The 20636-nt window shown below is 59.5% G+C and carries 19 protein-coding genes; 10 read left to right on the top strand and 9 right to left on the bottom strand.

Annotation, left to right across the window (positions count from 1 at the left end; genetic code table 11):
* Positions 1-23: 23 nt before the first annotated feature.
* Positions 24-1262 carry an MFS transporter gene (locus tag QMK55_RS09305; protein WP_102354488.1) on the bottom strand — a complete coding sequence of 413 codons (1239 nt, stop codon included), beginning with the start codon at positions 1260-1262 and terminating at the stop codon, positions 24-26.
* A 544-nt stretch (positions 1263-1806) separates the two neighbouring features.
* Between QMK55_RS09305 and QMK55_RS09300 the strand changes: the two genes are divergently transcribed.
* The 3 genes from QMK55_RS09300 (at position 1807) to QMK55_RS09290 (ending at position 4512) form a co-directional block, all read left to right on the top strand.
* Positions 1807-3249, top strand: a complete 1443-nt coding sequence (locus tag QMK55_RS09300) for a cytochrome ubiquinol oxidase subunit I (RefSeq protein WP_102354487.1) — start codon at positions 1807-1809, stop codon at positions 3247-3249.
* A 3-nt stretch (positions 3250-3252) separates the two neighbouring features.
* Positions 3253-4260 (top strand): cytochrome d ubiquinol oxidase subunit II, encoded by a 1008-nt coding sequence (cydB, locus tag QMK55_RS09295; RefSeq protein ID WP_102354486.1) that lies wholly within the window; start codon positions 3253-3255, stop codon positions 4258-4260.
* An 84-nt stretch (positions 4261-4344) separates the two neighbouring features.
* Complete coding sequence (locus QMK55_RS09290) at positions 4345-4512, top strand: DUF2474 domain-containing protein (RefSeq protein ID WP_102354485.1); 168 nt, start codon at positions 4345-4347, stop codon at positions 4510-4512.
* Between the two features lie 74 nt (positions 4513-4586).
* On the opposite strand, the gene QMK55_RS09285 is transcribed toward QMK55_RS09290, so the two are convergent.
* Positions 4587-5711, bottom strand: a complete 1125-nt coding sequence (locus QMK55_RS09285) for a class I SAM-dependent methyltransferase (protein WP_320329082.1) — start codon at positions 5709-5711, stop codon at positions 4587-4589.
* A 146-nt stretch (positions 5712-5857) separates the two neighbouring features.
* Positions 5858-6586 carry an autoinducer binding domain-containing protein gene (locus tag QMK55_RS09280; RefSeq protein ID WP_320329081.1) on the bottom strand — a complete coding sequence of 243 codons (729 nt, stop codon included), beginning with the start codon at positions 6584-6586 and terminating at the stop codon, positions 5858-5860.
* Positions 6587-6909: 323 nt separating this feature from the next.
* Between QMK55_RS09280 and QMK55_RS09275 the strand changes: the two genes are divergently transcribed.
* Positions 6910-7686, top strand: coding sequence for a ferredoxin--NADP reductase (locus tag QMK55_RS09275; protein ID WP_102354482.1), 777 nt, complete (start codon positions 6910-6912; stop codon positions 7684-7686).
* A gap of 44 nt (positions 7687-7730) precedes the next feature.
* Here QMK55_RS09275 and mscL read toward each other — a convergent pair whose 3' ends face one another.
* A complete protein-coding gene (mscL, locus tag QMK55_RS09270) occupies positions 7731-8144 on the bottom strand; it encodes a large-conductance mechanosensitive channel protein MscL (RefSeq protein WP_102354481.1) in 414 nt (137 codons plus the stop codon).
* A 286-nt stretch (positions 8145-8430) separates the two neighbouring features.
* On the opposite strand from mscL, the gene katB reads away from it, so the two are divergent.
* From katB to radA, 3 genes are read left to right on the top strand one after another with little or no spacing between them, the layout of a single operon-like run.
* A complete protein-coding gene (gene katB, locus QMK55_RS09265) occupies positions 8431-9972 on the top strand; it encodes a catalase KatB (RefSeq protein ID WP_320329080.1) in 1542 nt (513 codons plus the stop codon).
* Positions 9973-10032: 60 nt separating this feature from the next.
* The gene (locus QMK55_RS09260; protein WP_102354479.1) at positions 10033-10569 is read left to right on the top strand and encodes an ankyrin repeat domain-containing protein; all 537 of its coding nucleotides are present in this window, start codon (positions 10033-10035) and stop codon (positions 10567-10569) included.
* A gap of 43 nt (positions 10570-10612) precedes the next feature.
* Positions 10613-11980 carry a DNA repair protein RadA gene (gene radA / locus QMK55_RS09255; RefSeq protein ID WP_095181861.1) on the top strand — a complete coding sequence of 456 codons (1368 nt, stop codon included), beginning with the start codon at positions 10613-10615 and terminating at the stop codon, positions 11978-11980.
* 156 nt (positions 11981-12136) lie between these two features.
* Here radA and QMK55_RS09250 read toward each other — a convergent pair whose 3' ends face one another.
* The gene (locus QMK55_RS09250; protein ID WP_102354478.1) at positions 12137-12505 is read right to left on the bottom strand and encodes a PilZ domain-containing protein; all 369 of its coding nucleotides are present in this window, start codon (positions 12503-12505) and stop codon (positions 12137-12139) included.
* A gap of 159 nt (positions 12506-12664) precedes the next feature.
* Between QMK55_RS09250 and QMK55_RS09245 the strand changes: the two genes are divergently transcribed.
* The 3 genes from QMK55_RS09245 to yjiA all read left to right on the top strand — a co-directional run bounded on the left by QMK55_RS09245 (position 12665) and on the right by yjiA (position 16075).
* Positions 12665-14731 (top strand): carbon starvation CstA family protein, encoded by a 2067-nt coding sequence (locus QMK55_RS09245; RefSeq protein ID WP_025108762.1) that lies wholly within the window; start codon positions 12665-12667, stop codon positions 14729-14731.
* 15 nt (positions 14732-14746) lie between these two features.
* Positions 14747-14944, top strand: coding sequence for a YbdD/YjiX family protein (locus tag QMK55_RS09240; RefSeq protein ID WP_003228401.1), 198 nt, complete (start codon positions 14747-14749; stop codon positions 14942-14944).
* Between the two features lie 153 nt (positions 14945-15097).
* Positions 15098-16075, top strand: a complete 978-nt coding sequence (gene yjiA / locus QMK55_RS09235) for a GTPase (protein ID WP_320329079.1) — start codon at positions 15098-15100, stop codon at positions 16073-16075.
* A 113-nt stretch (positions 16076-16188) separates the two neighbouring features.
* Here the strand turns inward: yjiA and QMK55_RS09230 are convergent, their stop codons facing one another.
* The 4 genes from QMK55_RS09230 to glyA all read right to left on the bottom strand — a co-directional run bounded on the left by QMK55_RS09230 (position 16189) and on the right by glyA (position 20521).
* Positions 16189-16899 (bottom strand): GntR family transcriptional regulator, encoded by a 711-nt coding sequence (locus QMK55_RS09230; protein WP_102354476.1) that lies wholly within the window; start codon positions 16897-16899, stop codon positions 16189-16191.
* A gap of 24 nt (positions 16900-16923) precedes the next feature.
* Complete coding sequence (locus QMK55_RS09225; protein ID WP_025108765.1) at positions 16924-17628, bottom strand: FadR/GntR family transcriptional regulator; 705 nt, start codon at positions 17626-17628, stop codon at positions 16924-16926.
* Positions 17629-17677: 49 nt separating this feature from the next.
* Positions 17678-18991: a C4-dicarboxylate transporter DctA gene (locus QMK55_RS09220; protein WP_320329078.1), complete on the bottom strand. Its 1314-nt coding sequence runs from the start codon at positions 18989-18991 to the stop codon at positions 17678-17680.
* 276 nt (positions 18992-19267) lie between these two features.
* Positions 19268-20521 carry a serine hydroxymethyltransferase gene (gene glyA / locus QMK55_RS09215; protein WP_007963781.1) on the bottom strand — a complete coding sequence of 418 codons (1254 nt, stop codon included), beginning with the start codon at positions 20519-20521 and terminating at the stop codon, positions 19268-19270.
* Positions 20522-20636 lie beyond the last annotated feature (115 nt).

The following is a 20636-nucleotide window of genomic DNA, read 5'->3' as shown; positions in this document are numbered from 1 at the left end:
TAATTTGATTTCGCTGATGTGACTCAGACCTTCGCCTCTTCCACCGGCACATGCATCCGGTCGCGTCTGGCCAAGGTCGGGAACAGTTTGATCCACGTCCCGGTCACCACTAGCGTGCCGATCCCGCCCATCACCACCGCTGGCACGGTGCCGAACCAGTGGGCAGTGAGACCGGATTCGAATTCGCCCAACTGGTTCGAGGCGCCGATGAACAGGCCGTTCACCGCGCTGACCCGGCCGCGCATTTCGTCCGGGGTTTCCAGTTGCACGAAGGAGGCGCGGATCACCATGCTGATCATGTCCGCTGCGCCCAGCACTACCAGCACCGCCAGCGAGAACCAGAACGAGGTCGACAGGCCGAAGGCAATGGTCGCGACGCCGAATACGCCGACGGCGGTAAACATTACCCGACCGACATTGCGCTCTACCGCAAATCGCGCCAGAAACAGCGACATCCCCAGCGCCCCGACCGCCGGCGCCGAGCGCAACAGGCCCAGGCCCCACGGGCCGGTGAGCAGGATGTCCTTGGCGAACACCGGCAGCAACGCCGTGGCGCCACCGAGCAGTACGGCGAACAGATCCAGCGAGATCGCCCCGAGGATGTCCGGGCGGCTGCGAATGAAGCGAATCCCCGCCAGCAACGAGTCCAGCGTGGCTTTGCCTTTGTTCAGCGGCGTCTGTCGCGCGGGCAGGTTGAGCATCAATGTGCAGGCGATGACGTAGAGCAACACGGTCGGGCCGTAGACCCAGACACTGCCAAACGCGTAGAGCAGGCCGCCCATCGCCGGGGCGACAATGGTGGCCGACTGTTGCGCTGACTGCGCCGCAGCAACGGCCCGAGGGAACAACGCCGTGGGCACGATGCTCGGCAGCAGCGCCTGGGTGGTCGGCAGCTCGAAGGAGCGCGCGCCGCCGAGCAGGAAGGCGAGGATGAAGATCATTTCCCGGGTGATGTGGTCAGTGGCGCTACCGATCGCCAGTGCCAGGGCGATCAACGCCTGCAACGACTGGCAGATCGCCGCAACACGACGCCGGTCATAGCGGTCGGCGACATGCCCGGTGTGCAGCATGAACAGCACCCGTGGTGCGAACTCCACCAGACCGACCAGACCCAGGTCGAGCACGTTGCCGGTCAACTGATACAGATTCCAGCCGATCGCCACGGTGAGCATCTGAAAGCCGCTGGCAGTAAAGATTCGTGCAAACCAGAACGCGAGAAACGGGCGATGGTGACGTAACAGCAGGGGCTCTTGGCTGGGCATCTGAAGGCAGGTCTGGCTTGGGGGGGAACGGCGAGGTTATCACCAGTCTGTAACAGGAAGTTGCCATGACAAAAAATTTAGTTAGCCAGACATCTATCGTTCCCCGGCGCGCCTCAATCCTCCGTGGCGAGGGGATTTATCCCCGATCGGCTGCGCAGCAGTCATAAAAAATCAACGAAGCGACCAGAAAACGGGAGGCGTCTGGGGCTGTTTCACAACCCATCGGGGATAAATCCCCTCACCACAAGGGATCGCGCTGTCCCAGGGAATGTATTTCAGATCAGTTCCCCAATCCTGAGGCAACTTGTCACGCGGCAAACGACCACGCGGTTGTTCGTCGGAAATGGGACTACTCTTTCAACGTTGCTTGATCCAGATCAAGACCCTCCCGGGCCATGGTCTGGTGGCCCGTTGGCCAGACTCCCTGCGTTGCGATGGCTGTTAAAAAGAACGAATCAGAATTCGCCGCACTCCATATCCGTGGGGGCAGTAGGTACAGGGGCCTCGCGCCCCAACGCCAGTATTACCTGACAGAGGAAGCCATATGTTCGGTTTAGAGGCACTCGATCTCGCCCGAATTCAGTTCGCGTTCACCATCTCGTTCCACATCCTGTTCCCGGCCATCACCATTGGTCTGGCGAGTTACCTGGCGGTGCTCGAAGGCCTGTGGTTGAAGACCCACAATGACACCTACCGAGACCTCTACCACTTCTGGTCGAAGATCTTTGCTGTCAACTTCGGCATGGGCGTGGTGTCAGGGTTGGTCATGGCCTACCAGTTCGGCACCAACTGGAGCCGCTTCTCGGACTTCGCCGGTTCCGTCACCGGGCCGCTGCTGACTTACGAGGTGCTCACGGCATTCTTCCTTGAGGCCGGTTTCCTCGGGGTGATGCTGTTCGGCTGGAACAAGGTCGGGCGCGGCCTGCACTTCTTCGCCACGGTGATGGTGGCCATTGGCACGTTGATCTCGACGTTCTGGATTCTCGCCTCCAACAGCTGGATGCAGACGCCCCAAGGCTTCGAAATCATCAACGGTCAGGTGATCCCGACTGACTGGCTGGCAATCATCTTCAACCCGTCGTTCCCGTATCGCCTGATGCACATGGCGACCGCGGCGTTCGTTGCCACGGCCTTCTTCGTCGGCTCGTCGGCGGCCTGGCACCTGCTGCGCGGCAAGGACAACCCGGCGATTCGCACCATGCTCTCGATGGCGATGTGGATGGCGCTGATCGTCGCACCGATCCAGGCGGTCATCGGTGACTTCCACGGCCTCAACACCCTCAAGCATCAGCCGGCGAAAATCGCCGCGATCGAAGGCCACTGGGAAAACAAAGGCAACGAAGCGACGCCGTTGATCCTGTTCGGCTGGCCGGACATGAAAGAAGAAAAAACCAAATTCGCCGTGGAGATCCCGTACCTCGGCAGCCTGATCCTGACCCACTCGCTGGACAAGCAGGTGCCGGCGCTCAAGGAGTTTCCACCTGAAGACCGGCCGAATTCGACCATTGTGTTCTGGTCGTTCCGGGTCATGGTCGGCCTCGGTTTCCTGATGATCTTCACCGGTCTGTGGAGCCTGTGGCTGCGCAAGCGCGATTCGCTCTACACCTCGCGACCGTTCCTGTACCTGGCGTTGTGGATGGGGCCATCCGGCCTGATCGCGATCCTCGCCGGCTGGTTCACCACCGAGATCGGTCGTCAGCCTTGGGTGGTTTACGGGCTGATGCGCACGGCGGATGCGTCCTCCAACCACAGCTTCATGCAGATGAGCATCACCCTGATCATGTTCGTCGTGGTGTATTTCGCCCTGTTCGGCGCAGGCCTGGGCTACATGATGCGCCTGGTGCGCAAAGGGCCGAAAACCGATGAAGGCAAGGAAACCAACGACGGTGGTCCCGGCCAGAAACGCACGCCGGCCCGGCCGATGTCCGCTGCCGACGACGATGGTGCCGACGCAGACCATCGCCCCAGCCTGACCAAGGAGATTTGAATCATGGGTATTGATCTTCCGCTGATCTGGGCCGTGATCATCATCTTCGGCATCATGATGTACGTGGTCATGGACGGCTTCGACCTGGGGATCGGGATTCTCTTCCCGTTCATCCCGGGCAAGACCGACCGTGACGTGATGATGAACACCGTCGCCCCCGTGTGGGACGGCAATGAAACCTGGCTGGTACTGGGCGGCGCGGCGTTGTTCGGCGCGTTCCCGCTGGCCTATTCGGTGGTGCTCTCGGCACTGTACCTGCCGCTGATCTTCATGCTGATCGGCTTGATTTTCCGCGGTGTGGCGTTCGAATTCCGCTTCAAGGCCAAGGACGACAAGCGCCACCTGTGGGACAAGGCGTTCATCGGTGGCTCGGTGGCGGCGACGTTCTTCCAGGGTGTCGCATTGGGGGCGTTCATCGACGGCTTGCCGGTGGTCAATCGGCAATACGCGGGTGGCTCACTGGACTGGTTGACGCCGTTCACCCTGTTCTGCGGCGCCGCGCTGGTGGTGGCGTATGCCTTGCTCGGCTGCACCTGGCTGATCATGAAAACCGAGGGCAAGCTGCAGGAACAGATGCACAACCTGGCGCGACCACTGGCGTTCGTGCTGCTGGCAGTGATCGGCATCGTCAGCCTGTGGACGCCGCTGGCACACCCGGAAATCGCCACACGCTGGTTCAGCACGCCGAACCTGTTCTGGTTCATGCCGGTGCCGATTCTGGTGCTGGTGACGATGTACGGCTTGATCCGCGCCGTGGCGCGCAACGCCAACTACATGCCATTCCTGCTGACCCTGGTGCTGATTTTCCTCGGCTACAGCGGTCTGGGCATCAGCCTGTGGCCGAACATTGTGCCGCCGTCGATCTCGATCTGGGACGCTGCCGCACCGCCGCAGAGCCAGGGCTTCATGCTGGTCGGTACGCTGTTCATCATCCCGTTCATCCTGGGCTACACCTTCTGGAGCTACTACGTGTTCCGCGGCAAGGTCACCCATGAAGATGGTTACCACTAATCTGCGCTCTGCTCACCCTGTGGGAGCGAGTCTGCCCGCGATGGTGTCTTCAGTGACGCCATCGCCTGACGGAGGATTGATGCAATGAGCAGCAAGCATTCCTTGCACGAGATTGAAGAGGCCGAAAAAAAGCCGCTGTGGCAGCGGCTCGGCTGGTTGGCCCTGATCTGGATTGGTAGCGTCGGCGCGCTGTTCATTGTCGCCAGCCTGATGCGCCTGTTCATGAACGCGGCCGGTCTGACCACGCACTGAAACATCCCGTCCCGTTGCCCTTGGGCACGGATTCATGACCCTCTGTACCGCGGAGGGTTTTTTTTGCCTGGCGTTTACTTGCGCGCCTTGAGGATCACGAATTTCGGGGTTGCCGCCACTTGCTCGACGCCACGGAACAGCCGCGCCAGTTTGCTGTGATAACCCAGGTGACGGTTGCCGACGATGTACAACGCACCGCCCACCACCAGCGCCTCACGCGCCTGCTGGAACATGCGCCAGGCGAGGAAGTCGCCGACCACCTGTTGTTGATGGAACGGCGGATTGCACAGCACCACGTCCAGCGACTGCGGCTCTTGCCCGGCCAGACCATCACCAGCGCGCACGATCACTTCGCGCTCGCCGAGGGCGGCGCGCCAGTTTTCAGCGGCCGATTGCACGGCCATGAACGATTCGTCGACCAGCGTGTAATGCGCGTCAGGGTTCTGCAAGGCACTGGCGATGGCCAACACGCCGTTGCCACAGCCAAGGTCGGCGACGCGGGCGCTGCCCAGATTTTGCGGCAGGTATGGCAGAAAGGCCCGGGTGCCGATATCCAGGCCTTCACGGCAGAACACGTTGGCGTGGTTGAGTAATTCGATGGCCGGCTCGTCGAGCTGGTAGCGCGACGGGTAGGGCGAGATCGCTGGGGCTTTGGCCTCGGGTGTGGCGATCAACAAGCGGGCCTTTTTCACGGCCAGTGAAGCCTGTACCGGGCCAATGTAACGCTCCAACAGATCCCCGGCCGCACGCGGCAGGTGCTTGACCATGGCTGCCGCCACCACTTCGACGCCAGGCGCCAGTTGCCCTTGCAGGCGAATCAGTTGTTCTTCCAGCAACGCGAGGGTTTTGGGGACTCGGATCAGCACTCGGTCAAACGGACCGACCAACGGTTCACTGGCCGCAATGCCGCGCACCGCATCGAACGCCAGGCCATTGCGCACCAGATTCTTTTCCAGCCCCTGGAACGCCAGAAACGAGTCACCACTGCTGCTGACCTGAACCTTGCCCGCCAGACTTGCCGCCAACGCCCCAAAGCTGTCGTTGAGCACTAACACCCGAGTGTCCGCCGTCGGTTGCTGAGCGGCCAGGTGATTGAGCAGGTATTCGTCAGCCGCATCGAATGCTTGCAGCGGTTCATTCTGCTGCTCGGGCTGGCGAATCAGGTCGAGTTGGGCGAAGGGCGTGTCGAGCAAAGGCATGATGCGGGAACTCTGGTTAATCAACGGGTGGCCCGCAGCCCGGGTTGTTGCGCAGCGGAACCGTCCGAGTGGAATACGACGTTTAACGTCATCACTCAGGAAGGTCGCAAATGGTACGTTTTTTTCCGTTGAAATACTTGCAGCTTTTACGGGTTGGGCGCGTCGAGAAGACCACAACGGCTGGCGGCAATGACGGCGGAAATCTTGTTGCAGACGTTCAGTTTGATGATCACGTTTTGCACGTGGTAATTCACGGTGCGCTCGCTCAGACAAAGGATCCGGGCAATCTCGTAGGCCGTCTTGCCGAGTGCCGAGAGCTTTAGCACTTCCAGCTCCCGCGGTGAAAGGTGCGGGTGCTCGGGCTTTTTTGGCAGTTTGGGCAGGGATCTGGCAAACAGATCACTCAGATGGCTGGTCGCGTAAAACATGTAGCCAAAATGCTCGTACAACTCGAGCGGGCTCAGCGGGCCATTTTTTCTCGCAAGACTCAGTATGCTGCACAGCCCACTGGCTTCATGATGGAACGACTGGGACCAGCCATGTCTCAATCCATGTTCCTGTTGAGCGTCCCACAGCAGTGGGGTCGGCGAAAACAGCTCTTCTGTCCAGACAATGGGCAGCATGGAGCGATTGCAGTGTGTGACTACCGGGTCAACTTTCCTGTAGCTTTCTTTTTCATAGAGTTGATTCCACTCTTTGGGGTAGTTATTGATTTGCAAGATTTTAAAGTCGGCGTTCCGATTATTTGATGTCAATGAGACAGCACAAAAATTGAAGCCAATGTTTTGCGCGAATTGCAGCAAGATCGGATATGCGGTCTCTATTTCTCTTGCAAAAGTCAGTTGCTTTAATTGCGACTCCTTCCATATTTCCATCACAAACTCTCCGTGAGTCGTTTCCTGGGGCGCATTTTTGGATCCAATGGATCGTGCACGGAGTCGAGTGTAGGACAAGTCCTACACGTGTCGTTGAATTTTTTTGCTCTTTGGAATGAGCTTTAATTGGGAGAAAGTTATTAGCCGGGGATAGCGCGTTTTGTTCAGGCTGCCATTCAATTTGGCCGTGGAGATCTCGCTATTAGTTGTATCTGGGTTTTTTTCTCATTGGTCTCGATGAATGAAAAGACATTATAAAAGCAGTGGTGTTTTAGGGTGCCGGTTTGCGCGAAACTGGCAGGGTCCTTTCAGTGGAGTGGCCCATGACTGTCAGCGCAGAGAAATTTACCGCCCAGACCTTGGTCGATGTGCAGCCCTTGACCCCCAGTCTGTTCACCCTGCGTACCACCCGTGATGCAGGTTTCAGGTTCCGTGCAGGACAATTCGCCCGCCTGGGGGTGACCAAGGCTGATGGCAGCACGGTGTGGCGTGCCTACTCGATGGTCTCCTCACCCTTCGATGAATTTCTCGAGTTCTTTTCCATCGTGGTGCCTGGGGGCGAGTTCACCAGTGAGCTGAGCCGATTGCAGGCGGGCGATGCCTTGCTGGTGGAGCGTCAGGCCTTTGGTTATCTGACGCTGGATCGTTTTGTCGACGGTCGGGATCTTTGGCTGTTATCCACAGGGACCGGCGTCGCGCCGTTTCTGTCGATCCTGCAGGATTTCGAGGTGTGGGAGAGGTTTGAGCGAATCATCCTGGTGTACAGCGTGCGCGAAGCACGGGAGTTGGCCTATCAGTCGCTGATCGCGGAGCTGGCTCAGCGTGATTACCTGGCCGAGCACGCGCATAAACTGCAATTCATCCCCACGGTTACCCGCGAACATTTTCCTGGCGCCCTGCATGGCCGCATCACCAGCCTGATCGAAAATGGCGAGCTGGAGCGTGTTGCAGGAGCTGCACTGACCGCCGAGCATTCGCGTGTGATGTTGTGTGGCAATCCACAGATGATCGATGACACCCGGGCGCTGCTGAAACAACGGCACATGAGCCTGAGCCTGACGCGGCGGCCGGGGCAGGTGGCGGTGGAAAACTACTGGTAAAAAAAACGGCGCCATCACAGGCGCCGTTTTCATTCATGAAGCCGTCAAGGCCGGTTGTTCTGGGCTTTGAGCAGATCGCGGATCTCACCGAGCAACTCTTCTTCCTTGGTCGGAACCGGTGGCAGGGTAGGGGCCACGGCTTCTTCGCGTTTCAGGCGGTTGATGGCTTTGACGCCCATGAAAATCGCGAAGGCGACGATCACGAAGTCCAGAATGCTCTGGATGAATTTGCCGTAAGCCATGACCACTGCGGGGGCGCTGCCCTCGGCGGCTTTTAGCGTGATCGCCAGATCACTGAAGTCCACCCCACCGATCAACAGGCCGATTGGCGGCATGATCACGTCACCGACAAACGACGAAACGATTTTGCCGAAGGCGGCACCGATGATGATACCGACGGCCATGTCGACCACATTGCCTTTGACCGCGAAGGCCTTGAACTCACTTAGCACGCCCATAGGTTATTTCCTTGTTACAGATGAGGTTGGTGTACGCAGTGTAAATCAGCAAAAGGCGTCCTGCGCGAAACACCTTCTTACAATGCCCGTTTTTATCGACACATGAATCGACGATTAGTTTGCAAAGTGCCACTAATCGCGCGCGAAATACGCCGTAAACCGCTGATCGGGAAGCTAAAATTTTCAATCATGGAGTTGCGAACTTTCTATTTATGTTCTCGGACATAGCCCTCTAGCCTCTGATTGGCGCACCTGGATGCGCCCAAAAGAACCAGAGGAACCTGATATGAATTCCACTCTTGGACTGGGGGCTTTTCCCCATCGCGGTACCCTTGGCGTACTCGCCGCCAGCCTGTTGACCTTCTCCGTGCACGCCGCCCCCCTGACCCGGGACAACGGCGCAGCGGTCGGCGACAACCAGAACTCGCAAACTGCCGGCGCCAATGGCCCGGTGCTGCTGCAGGATGTGCAACTCATTCAGAAGCTGCAGCGTTTCGACCGTGAGCGCATTCCCGAGCGCGTGGTTCATGCACGCGGCACGGGGGCCCATGGCACCTTCACTGTGACCAACGACCTCAGTGACCTGAGCAAGGCCAAGGTGTTTGCCGCAGGCCAGATAACGCCGGTGTTCGTGCGTTTCTCCGCAGTGGTGCACGGCAACCACTCCCCGGAAACCCTGCGGGATCCGCGGGGTTTCGCCACCAAGTTCTACACCGCCGATGGCAACTGGGATCTGGTCGGCAACAACTTCCCGACGTTCTTCATACGCGATGCGATCAAGTTTCCGGACATGGTCCATGCGTTCAAGCCCGATCCACGTACCAACCTTGACGATGACTCGCGTCGTTTCGACTTCTTCTCCCACGTACCGGAAGCCACCCGTACGCTGACCGAGCTGTACTCGAATTCGGGCACGCCTGCCAGTTATCGGGAGATGGATGGCAATGGTGTACATGCCTACAAGTTGGTCAATGCCAAAGGTGAAGTTCACTACGTGAAGTTTCACTGGAAGAGTTTGCAGGGCATTAAAAATCTTTCGCCAAAACAAGTCGCAACCGTTCAGGGTCAAGATTACAGTCATATGACCAATGACTTGGTAACCAACATTAATAAAGGTAATTTCCCGAAGTGGGACTTGTACATCCAGGTGCTGAATCCACAAGATTTGTCCAAGTTTGATTTCGATCCATTGGACGCGACCAAGATCTGGCCCAATATTTCGGAACGAAAAGTTGGACAAATGGTGTTGAACCGTAATCCGGCGAATGTGTTCCAGGAAACCGAACAAGTTGCCATGGCACCCGCCAATGTTGTACCGGGTATCGAACCTTCCGAAGATCGTCTGTTGCAAGGCCGAGTGTTCTCTTATGCCGATACGCAGATGTATCGTCTGGGCGCCAATGCTCTGCAACTGCCGATCAATGCGCCGAAAGTTGCCGTCAATAATGGCAATCAGGACGGTGCGATGAACTTCGGTGCGACCCAGTCTGGCGTGAACTATCAGCCGAGCCGCCTGCAACCGCGCGAAGAGCCGCAAAGTGCGCGTTACAGCCAATTGGCACTGTCCGGCAGCACGCAACAGGCGAAGATCCAGCGTGAGCAGAACTTCAAGCAGGCGGGTGATCTGTATCGCTCGTTCAGCCAGCAGGAGCGTCAGGACCTGATCGACAGCTTCGGCGGCTCGCTGGCGACCACCGATGACGAGAGCAAGCACATCATCCTGTCCTTCCTTTATAAGGCCGACCCGGAATACGGCACCGGTGTGACCAAAGTGGCCAAGGGCGACCTGGGCCGGGTCAAGGCGCTGGCAGCGAAATTGATCGACTGATCTCGACGCCATGCACCGCGGGGCCTGAGTCAGGCCCCGTTCTGCCCAAGGAGAGCACATATGCGTCCTTATCTTTTACTGTTGCTTGGCTGCCTGTCCTTTACTGCGCAGGCCGGGCAGAGCCCTGAGGCGATCAAGGCCCAGTTGCAGGATTACTACTTTGATGCCGCCCGGCGCGGTGACGTGCCGATGCTCGAGACGTTTATCGAATCCGGTTATTCCCTCGATACCCGTGACAACAAGGGCTACACCGCGCTGATTCTGGCGGCGTATCACGGCCAGGGCGCGGCGGTGGATCGCTTGCTGGCGGCAGGCGCGGATGCCTGCGCGCAGGATCAGCGCGGCAATACGGCGTTGATGGGGGCGATCTTCAAGGGCGAGCTCCAGATTGCCCGACGGCTGATGGCCACCGATTGCAGCCCCGATCAGCGCAACGGCGCGGGACAAACTGCCGCGATGTACGCCGGGTTGTTCAAGCGCGTCGAATTGCTCGATGCACTCAAAGCCAAGGGCGCCGACCTCAATGCCGAAGATCCGCTGGGCAACAGCGCCGCGCGTCTGGCCAACGGCGAAATCCGCACCGCCGCGCCGCGCTGAGTGGTGGCTGCGTTATCATCGCGGTTTTTGCCGGGGGATCCAGATGGCCAAGGCCAAGCGCATGTACGGCTGCACCGAGTGCGGCGCAACCTTTCCCAAGTGGGCGGGCCAGTGCGGCGAGTGCGGCGCCTGGAACACCCTGACCGAAACCATGATCGAGAGCGGCGGTGCCACGGCCCCCACCGGGCGCACCGGCTGGGCCGGGCAACAGGCGCAGATCAAGACGCTGGCCGAAGTCAGCATTGAAGAGATTCCGCGTTTTTCCACCGCCTCCGGTGAGCTGGACCGGGTGCTCGGCGGCGGTCTGGTGGACGGTTCGGTGGTGCTGATTGGCGGTGACCCGGGCATCGGCAAGTCGACGATTCTGCTGCAGACCCTGTGCAACCTCGCCAAGAGCATGCCGGCGCTGTACGTCACCGGTGAAGAATCCCAGCAGCAAGTGGCCATGCGCGCCCGACGCCTCGGACTGCCGCAGGACCAGTTGCGGGTGATGACCGAAACCTGCATCGAAACCATCATCGCCACGGCCCGCCAGGAAAAACCCAAGGTGATGGTGATCGACTCGATCCAGACCATCTTCACCGAACAATTGCAGTCGGCTCCCGGTGGCGTCTCGCAAGTGCGCGAAAGTGCGGCGCTGCTGGTGCGCTATGCCAAGCAGAGCGGTACGGCGATTTTCCTCGTCGGTCACGTCACCAAGGAAGGCGCGCTCGCAGGCCCCCGGGTGCTGGAGCACATGGTCGATACCGTGCTGTATTTCGAAGGCGAGTCCGATGGTCGATTGCGACTGCTGCGTGCGGTGAAAAACCGTTTCGGCGCGGTCAACGAACTCGGCGTGTTCGGCATGACCGACAAGGGCCTGAAAGAAGTCTCCAACCCTTCGGCGATTTTTCTCACCCGTGCTCAGGAAGAGGTCCCGGGCAGCGTGGTGATGGCCACGTGGGAAGGCACCCGGCCGATGCTGGTGGAGGTGCAGGCGCTGGTCGATGACAGCCATCTGGCGAACCCGCGTCGGGTGACCCTGGGCCTGGATCAGAACCGTCTGGCAATGCTGCTCGCGGTCCTGCACCGCCACGGCGGCATTCCGACCCACGACCAGGACGTGTTCCTCAACGTGGTGGGTGGGGTGAAGGTGCTGGAAACCGCATCTGACCTGGCGCTGATGGCGGCGGTGATGTCGAGCCTGCGTAACCGGCCGTTGCCGCATGATCTGCTGGTGTTTGGCGAGGTCGGGCTGTCGGGCGAGGTGCGCCCGGTGCCAAGCGGGCAGGAGCGCTTGAAGGAGGCGGCCAAGCATGGTTTCAAGCGAGCGATCGTGCCCAAGGGCAATGCACCGAAAGAGTCGCCGGCGGGGTTGCAGATCATCGCGGTGACTCGTCTGGAGCAGGCTCTGGACGCACTCTTCGAATAACCACAATTCCCTTGTATGAATGAAATCCTGTGGTGAGGGGATTTATCCCCGATGGGGCGCGGAGCGGCCCTGAAGAAACGGGTCTGCTGCGCAGTCCATCGGGGATAAATCCCCTCGCCACAGGGTTCATTCCAACATTTGTTTTTTGGGTGGGTTCTAGATTTCGATCAGGGCGCCCAATTCGCGCTCAAGCTCGGCCTCATCCGCCAGATTCAGCTCGATCAAGCGCCGCAAGCACTGGATCGATTCCAGGCTGATATGCCGGCAGACAAATCCCAGTTGCCCGTGATCTTCATGGGCCAGATGTACATCCATCTTGATCTCGACGTCTTTGCTCAGATGAATGTCGACATGAAAATCATGCTCCTTATCCCCGAGCCAAGGCTCCGGCCGCTCGATCAACAGCCCCTTGAGTGACAGATCGATCAGTTTCACCGGCCAGATGTATTGCCCCTGACTCAGATCGGTGCTGGCATCGAACGCAATACGTTTGAAGCGACGACGGTTGGCTGGGTGCTCGCTCATGGCGCAATCCTCCAAAGGTTCGCTGACTATAGACCCGCATTCTTCAACCGTGCCAGTGCAGACAGGCGTCTAGACCAATGTCGGGGTATGGTCTTTGCCGCCAGTAGCGCTAAACTCGGGGTGGCTGTCTTTCTTGTCCACCCTGGCTGGAATAATAAAATGAAAAATAATAATAGCCTGCTACGCCACTTACCCTGGCTAGTGCTGGCAATCGTAGGAGCGTGCGCCCTGGGCGTAGTGGCATTGCGCCGAGGAGAGGCGATCAACGCCTTGTGGATCGTGGTCGCGGCAGTGGCCATTTATCTGGTTGCGTACCGCTACTACAGTCTGTTCATCGCAAACAATGTGATGCAACTCGATCCGCGTCGGGCCACCCCCGCCGTGCTCAACAACGACGGTCTGGACTACGTACCAACCAACAAACACATTCTTTTCGGTCACCACTTCGCCGCGATTGCCGGCGCAGGCCCTCTGGTCGGCCCGGTGCTGGCGGCGCAGATGGGCTATCTGCCCGGCACGCTGTGGCTGATTGCCGGGGTAGTGCTGGCGGGTGCGGTGCAGGACTTCATGGTCCTGTTCATGTCCACCCGGCGCAACGGCCGTTCCCTGGGCGACATGGTGCGTGAAGAAATGGGCCGCGTGCCCGGCACCATTGCGCTGTTCGGCTGCTTCCTGATCATGATCATCATCCTCGCGGTGCTGGCGCTGATCGTGGTCAAGGCGTTGGCCGAGAGCCCGTGGGGCATCTTCACCGTGATGGCGACCATCCCGATCGCGATGTTCATGGGCATCTACATGCGCTACATCCGTCCGGGGCGCATTGGCGAGATCTCGGTTATTGGCGTCTTGCTGCTGCTCGGTTCGATCTGGCTGGGCGGGCAGATTGCCGCCGATCCGGTCTGGGCCAAGGCTTTCAGCTTTACCGGTATCCAGATCACCTGGATGCTGATCGGTTACGGATTTGTCGCGGCAGTGCTGCCGGTGTGGCTGATCCTCGCGCCACGTGACTACCTCTCCACCTTCCTCAAGATCGGCACCATCATCGCCCTGGCGATCGGTATTCTGGTGACCATGCCCGAGCTGAAAATGCCGGCGCTGACCCAGTTCGTCGACGGCACCGGTCCTGTGTGGAAGGGCGGTCTGTTCCCGTTCCTGTTCATCACCATCGCTTGCGGTGCGGTGTCCGGGTTCCACGCACTGATTGCTTCGGGCACCACGCCGAAGCTGCTGGATAACGAAACCAACGCGCGTTACATCGGTTACGGCGGCATGCTGATGGAATCGTTCGTGGCGATCATGGCCATGGTTGCCGCTTCGGTGATCGAGCCGGGTGTGTACTTCGCCATGAACAGCCCGGCCGCCGTGGTCGGCGGTGACGTGGCATCGGTCGCGCAAATGGTCAGCAGCTGGGGTTTTGCGATCACGCCTGAGGCGCTGCAAGCCGTGGCTCACGACATCGGCGAAACCACCATCCTGGCCCGTGCCGGCGGTGCGCCGACCCTGGCGGTCGGTATTGCGCAGATCCTGCACAGTGTCCTGCCGGGTGAAAACACCATGGCGTTCTGGTACCACTTCGCGATCCTGTTCGAAGCGCTGTTCATCCTCACGGCTGTGGACGCCGGCACCCGTGCCGGGCGCTTCATGCTGCAGGACCTGCTCGGTTCTTTCGTGCCGGCGCTGAAACGTACCGAATCGTGGACCGCCAACCTGATCGCCACCGCCGGTTGTGTGGCGATGTGGGGCTGGTTGCTGTACCAAGGCGTGATCGATCCACTGGGCGGCATCAACACCTTGTGGCCGCTGTTCGGTATCTCCAACCAGATGCTGGCCGGTATCGCGCTGATGCTCGGCACGGTGGTGCTGATCAAGATGAAGCGTCAACGCTACATCTGGGTCACTCTGCTGCCAGCGGCCTGGCTGCTGATCTGCACCACCACTGCAGGCTTCATCAAGCTGTTCGACGCCAACCCGGCGATCGGCTTCCTGTCGCTGGCCAAGAAATACAGCGATGCACTGGCCAACGGTCAGATCCTCGCGCCGGCCAAGAGCATCGACCAGATGCAGCACGTGATCTTCAACGCTTACACCAACGCAACGCTCACCGCGCTGTTCCTGTTCGTGGTCTTCAGCATCCTGTTCTATGCGCTCAAGGTCGGCATCGCCGCCTGGGGCAAAAAAGAGCGTACGGATAAAGAATCGCCATTCCAGGCACTGCCGGACGCGTAACCAGAGGATTGCACCATGTTCAATGACCTGAGTCGCCTCGGTAAATACCTCGGTCAGGCCGCGCGCCTGATGGTCGGCATGCCCGACTACGACACCTACGTCGAGCATATGCAAACCAAACACCCGGACAAACCGGTGATGAGCTACGAGATGTTCTTTCGCGAACGTCAGGAGGCGCGTTACGGTGGCAAGGGTGGGCCCAAGTGCTGTTGAGCTGACAGCCAGAGGGTTGAGGTAATCCCCCTGTGGGAGCGGGCTTGCTCGCGAAAGCGGTATGTCATCGAGCAATGATGTCGATTGACAAGACCCCTTCGCGAGCGAGCCCGCTCCCACATTTGTTTTGTGTTTCTTTCAGGAGATCGTGTTTTGTCTTCTCCCATACCCGTAACGGTACTCAGCGGTTTCCTCGGTGCCGGCAAGACCACCTTGCTGCGCCATTTGCTCAAGGCCGAGCACGGCCTGAAAATCGCCGTGATCGAAAACGAATTCAGCGATGCCGGCATCGACACCCAGTTGCTCGGCGACGAGCCGGTGCAAGTCATGACCCTGGCCAACGGCTGCGTCTGCTGCACCATTCACACCGATCTGACCAAGGCCCTGTACCTGCTGCTCGAGCGCCTGGACAGCGGCGAAATCGCTTTCGACCGGCTGGTGATCGAGTGCACCGGGCTGGCCGATCCGGCCCCGGTGGCGCAGACCTTTTTCATCGATGAAGAACTGCGCGAGCGCTATCTGCTCGACGGCATCATCACCTTGGTCGACGCCGCCCACGCCGACCTGCACCTGACCCAGACCATCGCCCAGGCGCAGATCGGTTTCGCCGACCGCCTGCTGGTGAGCAAGACCGACCTGGTGGACGAGGCGACGTTCACCGCGCTGAGTGAACGCCTGACGCGGATCAACCGCCGTGCGCCGATCCGGGTAGTCGAGCATGGCAACATCGATCTGGCGGAACTGCTCGACGTGCGTGGCTTCAATCTCAACGCCGACTTGGGCGGCGGGATGAGCCTGCGTCCGGTGAGCAAGGCGCCCTCGATCGACCGTATCTCCAGCCTGGTGCTGCGCACTGAGCAGCCGCTGGATATCGATCAACTCAGCGAGTTCATGAATGAGCTGCTCGAAGAGCATGGCAAGCAATTGCTGCGTTACAAGGGTGTGCTGAGCATTGCCGGGGAGGATCGGCGGCTGGTGTTTCAGGGCGTGTTGAAACTTTACGGTTTCGACTGGGATACCGAATGGGCCGAGGGTGAAGTGCGGGAAAGTGTGATTGTGTTTATTGCCGATGATCTGCCGGAAGAGAAAATTCGGGCGGGGTTTGCTCGGGTGGCTGCACAGCAAAACTGAATTTGTGGCGGCTGGAAGGGCCTCTTCGCGAGCAAGCCCGCTCCCACAGCAGACCGCATCCTGTCAGGAGGAATGCAGTCTACTGTGGGAGCGGGCTTGCTCGCGAAGGCGATCTAACCAACAACACAATATCCAGGCTCTGAACCCAGCAGTGTTTGCTCAAGATGATCCAGATGCCGATTCATCAGCATCCCGGCCCTTGAAGCATCGCCTCGTTCCACCGCCTCTACCAACGCCAAATGCTCGTGCCATGCGCAACAGCTGTGCGTTTGGCACTCACTTCGCGCAATTACCAATGATGTCAGCGGTACCAGGCTGCCAAGAAAATGCGCCAACGGTGCATTTCCGGCCATCTTCGCCAACTGCAGATGAAACTCCCCGGACAGGCGAATTGCCGCAGCGCGTCGATTTTTATCCACAGCCTGGCGCTCGCGTTCGATCAATGCGCGCAGGCGTTTCAAGTCATCAGGTTGCGCGTGCTGACACGCCAGTCGCACTAACGTGTTCTCGGTCAAGCGTCGTGCGTGCAGGGTCTGCCGCGTCTGCTCTGTATCGGGCGCAGCCACCCGCGGCCGATGATTGGAGCGCAACACAATCACTTGCTCATGGGACAACTGCGTCAACACCCGACGCACGTCCGCGCGGCTGACGCCGAACATTTGCTTGAGGCTGTCTTCGGTGAAGCGGCTGGCAGCATCAAGACGTTGTTCGAGAATCGCATCGAACAGCCGGGGATACAGATCATCCACCGGCGCGTGCAGGCGGGAGAAGGGCAGGGCCGTCGACATCTGGCGATTGTGCGACGACGTGGCGAGGCTGTTCATGGCCGGTCTCCAGAGTGAGTAAATTCAGTGGCTCAAGTTGTCTTCCGGAATATTCAATTCGATGCCCATCCGCTGGCCTTCGCGCAGAATGTGCCGACGCATTTCGGCGCTGGCCTGGGCGCTGTTCTTGCTGCGGATCGCGCGCACCACCGCTTCGTTTTCTTCCAGGCGCTCGGCCAGGTGCTCAGGCGAATTGCGCAGCACCTCGGCGCTTTGCTTGAGGGCGTTGCTGGTTTGCTGCACCACACTCTGGAAGATCGGGTTCGAGGTCAGGGTGAACAGCTCTTCGTGAAAGGCGATGTAGGCGCTGACCCCGGCTTCACTGTCGCCCGCTTCAAGAGCTTCGCGCATGTCCATCAGGGTCAGGCGCAGTTGCCCGACTTCCTTGCTGCTGATCGACTGTGCAACCAGACCGACGATGAACGGCTCAAGGGTGTAGCGCAGTTGCAGCACGTCTTCGAGGCTCGCGCCGGCCACGGCGCTGTCATGGCTCTGGCTGTCGCTGAGCTGGGCGTCGAGCACCACCACGCCCTTGCCCGGCATCGAGCGGACGAGGCCGAGGGTTTCCAGGACGATCACCGCTTCGCGCAGGCTCGGGCGACTGATGCCCAGTTGTTCGGCCAGTTCGCGCTGGCCCGGCAGCATGTCGCCGGAGCGCCACTGACCACGGGCCAGTGCGGCCCGAAGTTTCTCTACCACTGAGTTGACGACGGTTGATGTTGTAATCACGTATTGGCTCCCTGTGCCGTGCCTGCGGTGGAGCAGGCACGGCGGTCATTCAGAATTCTTTGGCCGCCGCCTGGGCGAGCGGTTTTCTCGGCTGAAAGGTATAGCCCTGCTCGCCGTTGAGCACCTTGTTCGCGCGCTGCACATCGATGTCCTTTTCCCAACGGGCGATGGCCACGGTAGCGACGCAGTTGCCGATCAGGTTGGTCAGCGCCCGGCCGATGCCCATGAACCAGTCAACCGCCAACACCAGCACCAGACCCACCACCGGGATCGCCGGAATCGCGGTCAGCGTTGCCGCCAGAATCACCAGCGCCGAACCGGGAATACCGTGGGCACCCTTGGAGGTGATCAGCGACACCAGCAGAATCGTCAGCAGATCAGTCATTGCCAATGGCGTGCCGGTGGCGTTGGCGATGAACACGATGGCCAGGGTCAGGTAGATCGAAAAGCCGTCGAGGTTGAACGAATAGCCGGTGGGAATCACCAGGCCGACCGTCGAGCTGCCAATGCCCAGGTGTTCGAGTTTGCGCATGATCTGCGGCAGCACGGCGTCGGAAGAAGCGGTGCCCATGACGATCAGCAGCTCTTCACGCAGGTACTTGAGCAGTGGCCACATGCGCAGGCCGGAGGCACGCATCACCAGGCCGAGGATCACACTGACGAAGGCCATGCAGGTCAGGTAGAACAAGCCGACCAGGCTGCCCAGGTGTTGCAGCGAATCGAGGCCGTACTTGCTGGTGGTGAAAGCGATGGCACCGAACACGCCAATCGGCGCCAGGCGCACGATCATGCCCATGATCCGGAAGATCACATGGCTCAGTTCGTTGATCAGGCGCGAGATCCCGGAAGCTGCTTCGCCTACCAGATTCAACGCACTGCCAAACAACACCGAAAACAGCAGCACTTGCAGGATGTTGTTGTCGGCAAAGGCGCCGATCACCGAGGTAGGGATCAGGTCCATCAGAAACTGGGTGGTGGTGTGCATATGCTGACCGCGTTCGGCGATATCGCCCATGTCGGCGGCGGACAACTGCTCCAGATGAATATTCGCGCCGCTGCCGATCCCGGTGCTGAAGGCGAATACCAGACCGATCACCAGCGCGATGGTGGTCAGCACTTCGAAGTAGATCACCGACTTGAGGCCGATGCGCCCGACCTTCTTCAGATCGCCGGCGCCGCTGATGCCGCTGACCACCACGCAGAACACAATCAGGCCGATAAGCATCTTGATCAGTTTGATGAAACCGTCGCCCAGCGGTTTGAGCTGAGCGGAATATTCGGGAAGGGTCAGCCCGCAGATGATGCCGAGCACCAGTCCGAGAACCACTTGGAGGAAGATTGAACGCGAGCACCATCTGAGCATGGGAGGAATCCTGGTCGGTGTCCTGGCTGCCGTGTGCGGGGCACATCAGATTCAGGACTTAATTATTGTGGTCTTACCGGTATGTCCAGTGCAGGCGCAGTCTAGGCGCTGTTTTCAGAAGCTCGCAAGTAAAAAATGACGAATTGGCATGACCGGTCTGACCAGTTGGGTGCAATGCCGCGTGCTTGAGCCATTTGCGGTTGGAAACTTTTTTGCAGGCGAAAAAAAACCGGCCATCACTGGCCGGTTTTTCATGCTGCGGATTTAACGTTGCAATTAAGCGCCGTAGACCGGCAGTTTCTTGCAGATGGCTTTGACTTTCTCACGTACGGCGTCGATCACCGCTTCGTTGTTCAGGTCAGCCAGGATGTCGCAGATCCAGCCGGCCAGCTCTTTGCACTCGGCTTGCTTGAAGCCGCGAGTGGTCACAGCCGGAGTACCGAAGCGCAGGCCGGAAGTGACGAACGGCGAGCGTGGATCGTTTGGCACGGAGTTCTTGTTCACGGTGATGAACGCTTTGCCCAGAGCGGCGTCAGCGTCTTTACCGGAGATGTCCTGCTTGATCAGCGACAGCAGGAACAGGTGGTTCTTGGTACCACCGGACACCACGTCGAAACCGCGCTCGATGAACACTTCGGCCATGGCCTGGGCGTTCTTCACCACTTGTTCCTGGTAAGCCTTGAACTCAGGCTGCAGGGCTTCCTTGAAGCAGATCGCTTTAGCGGCGATCACGTGCTCCAGCGGGCCACCCTGGGCGCCCGGGAATACTGCGGAGTTCAGCTTCTTCTCGATCTCGGCGTTGGCGCGAGCCAGGATCAGGCCGCCACGTGGACCGCGCAGGGTCTTGTGGGTGGTGGTGGTCACGACGTCAGCGAAAGGTACCGGGTTCGGGTAGACGCCAGCGGCGACCAGACCGGCTACGTGAGCCATGTCGACGAACAGGTAGGCACCGACTTTGTCAGCGATTGCACGGAAGCGCGGGAAGTCGAGGATCTGCGAGTAGGCAGAGAAACCGGCCACGATCATTTTCGGCTTGTGTTCAACCGCCAGACGCTCGACTTCGTCGTAGTCGATCAGGCCGTTGGCGTCGATGCCGTACTGCACGGCGTTGTACAGCTTGCCGGAGGACGAAACGCTGGCGCCGTGGGTCAGGTGACCGCCGTGGGCCAGGCTCATGCCCAGAATGGTGTCGCCACCTTGCAGCAGGGCCAGGTAAACAGCGGCGTTGGCTTGCGAACCGGCGTGCGGCTGAACGTTGGCGTAATCGGCGCCGAACAGTTCTTTGGCGCGGTCGATAGCCAGTTGCTCGACAACGTCGACGTACTCGCAACCACCGTAGTAGCGCTTGCCTGGGTAACCTTCGGCGTATTTGTTGGTCAGGACCGAGCCTTGAGCTTCCATCACCGCTGGGCTGGTGTAGTTTTCAGAAGCGATCAGCTCAATGTGTTCTTCCTGGCGCTGAGCTTCTTGCTCCATGGCGGCAAAAAGGTCGGCGTCGTACTTGGCAATAGTCAAATCACGGCTGAACATGGCGGTCCTCAAGGATCGGGGGGCAGAAAAGGGGGGCATTCTAACTCAATGGGTTTTGGATGGCATATGAAACGACATCATGTCGCAGACAAGTGGCGTTCATGCGCAGATAGAT

Source organism: Pseudomonas sp. P8_229, from assembly GCF_034008635.1.
Lineage (GTDB): Bacteria > Pseudomonadota > Gammaproteobacteria > Pseudomonadales > Pseudomonadaceae > Aquipseudomonas.
This window is presented reverse-complemented; position numbering and strand designations above follow the sequence as displayed.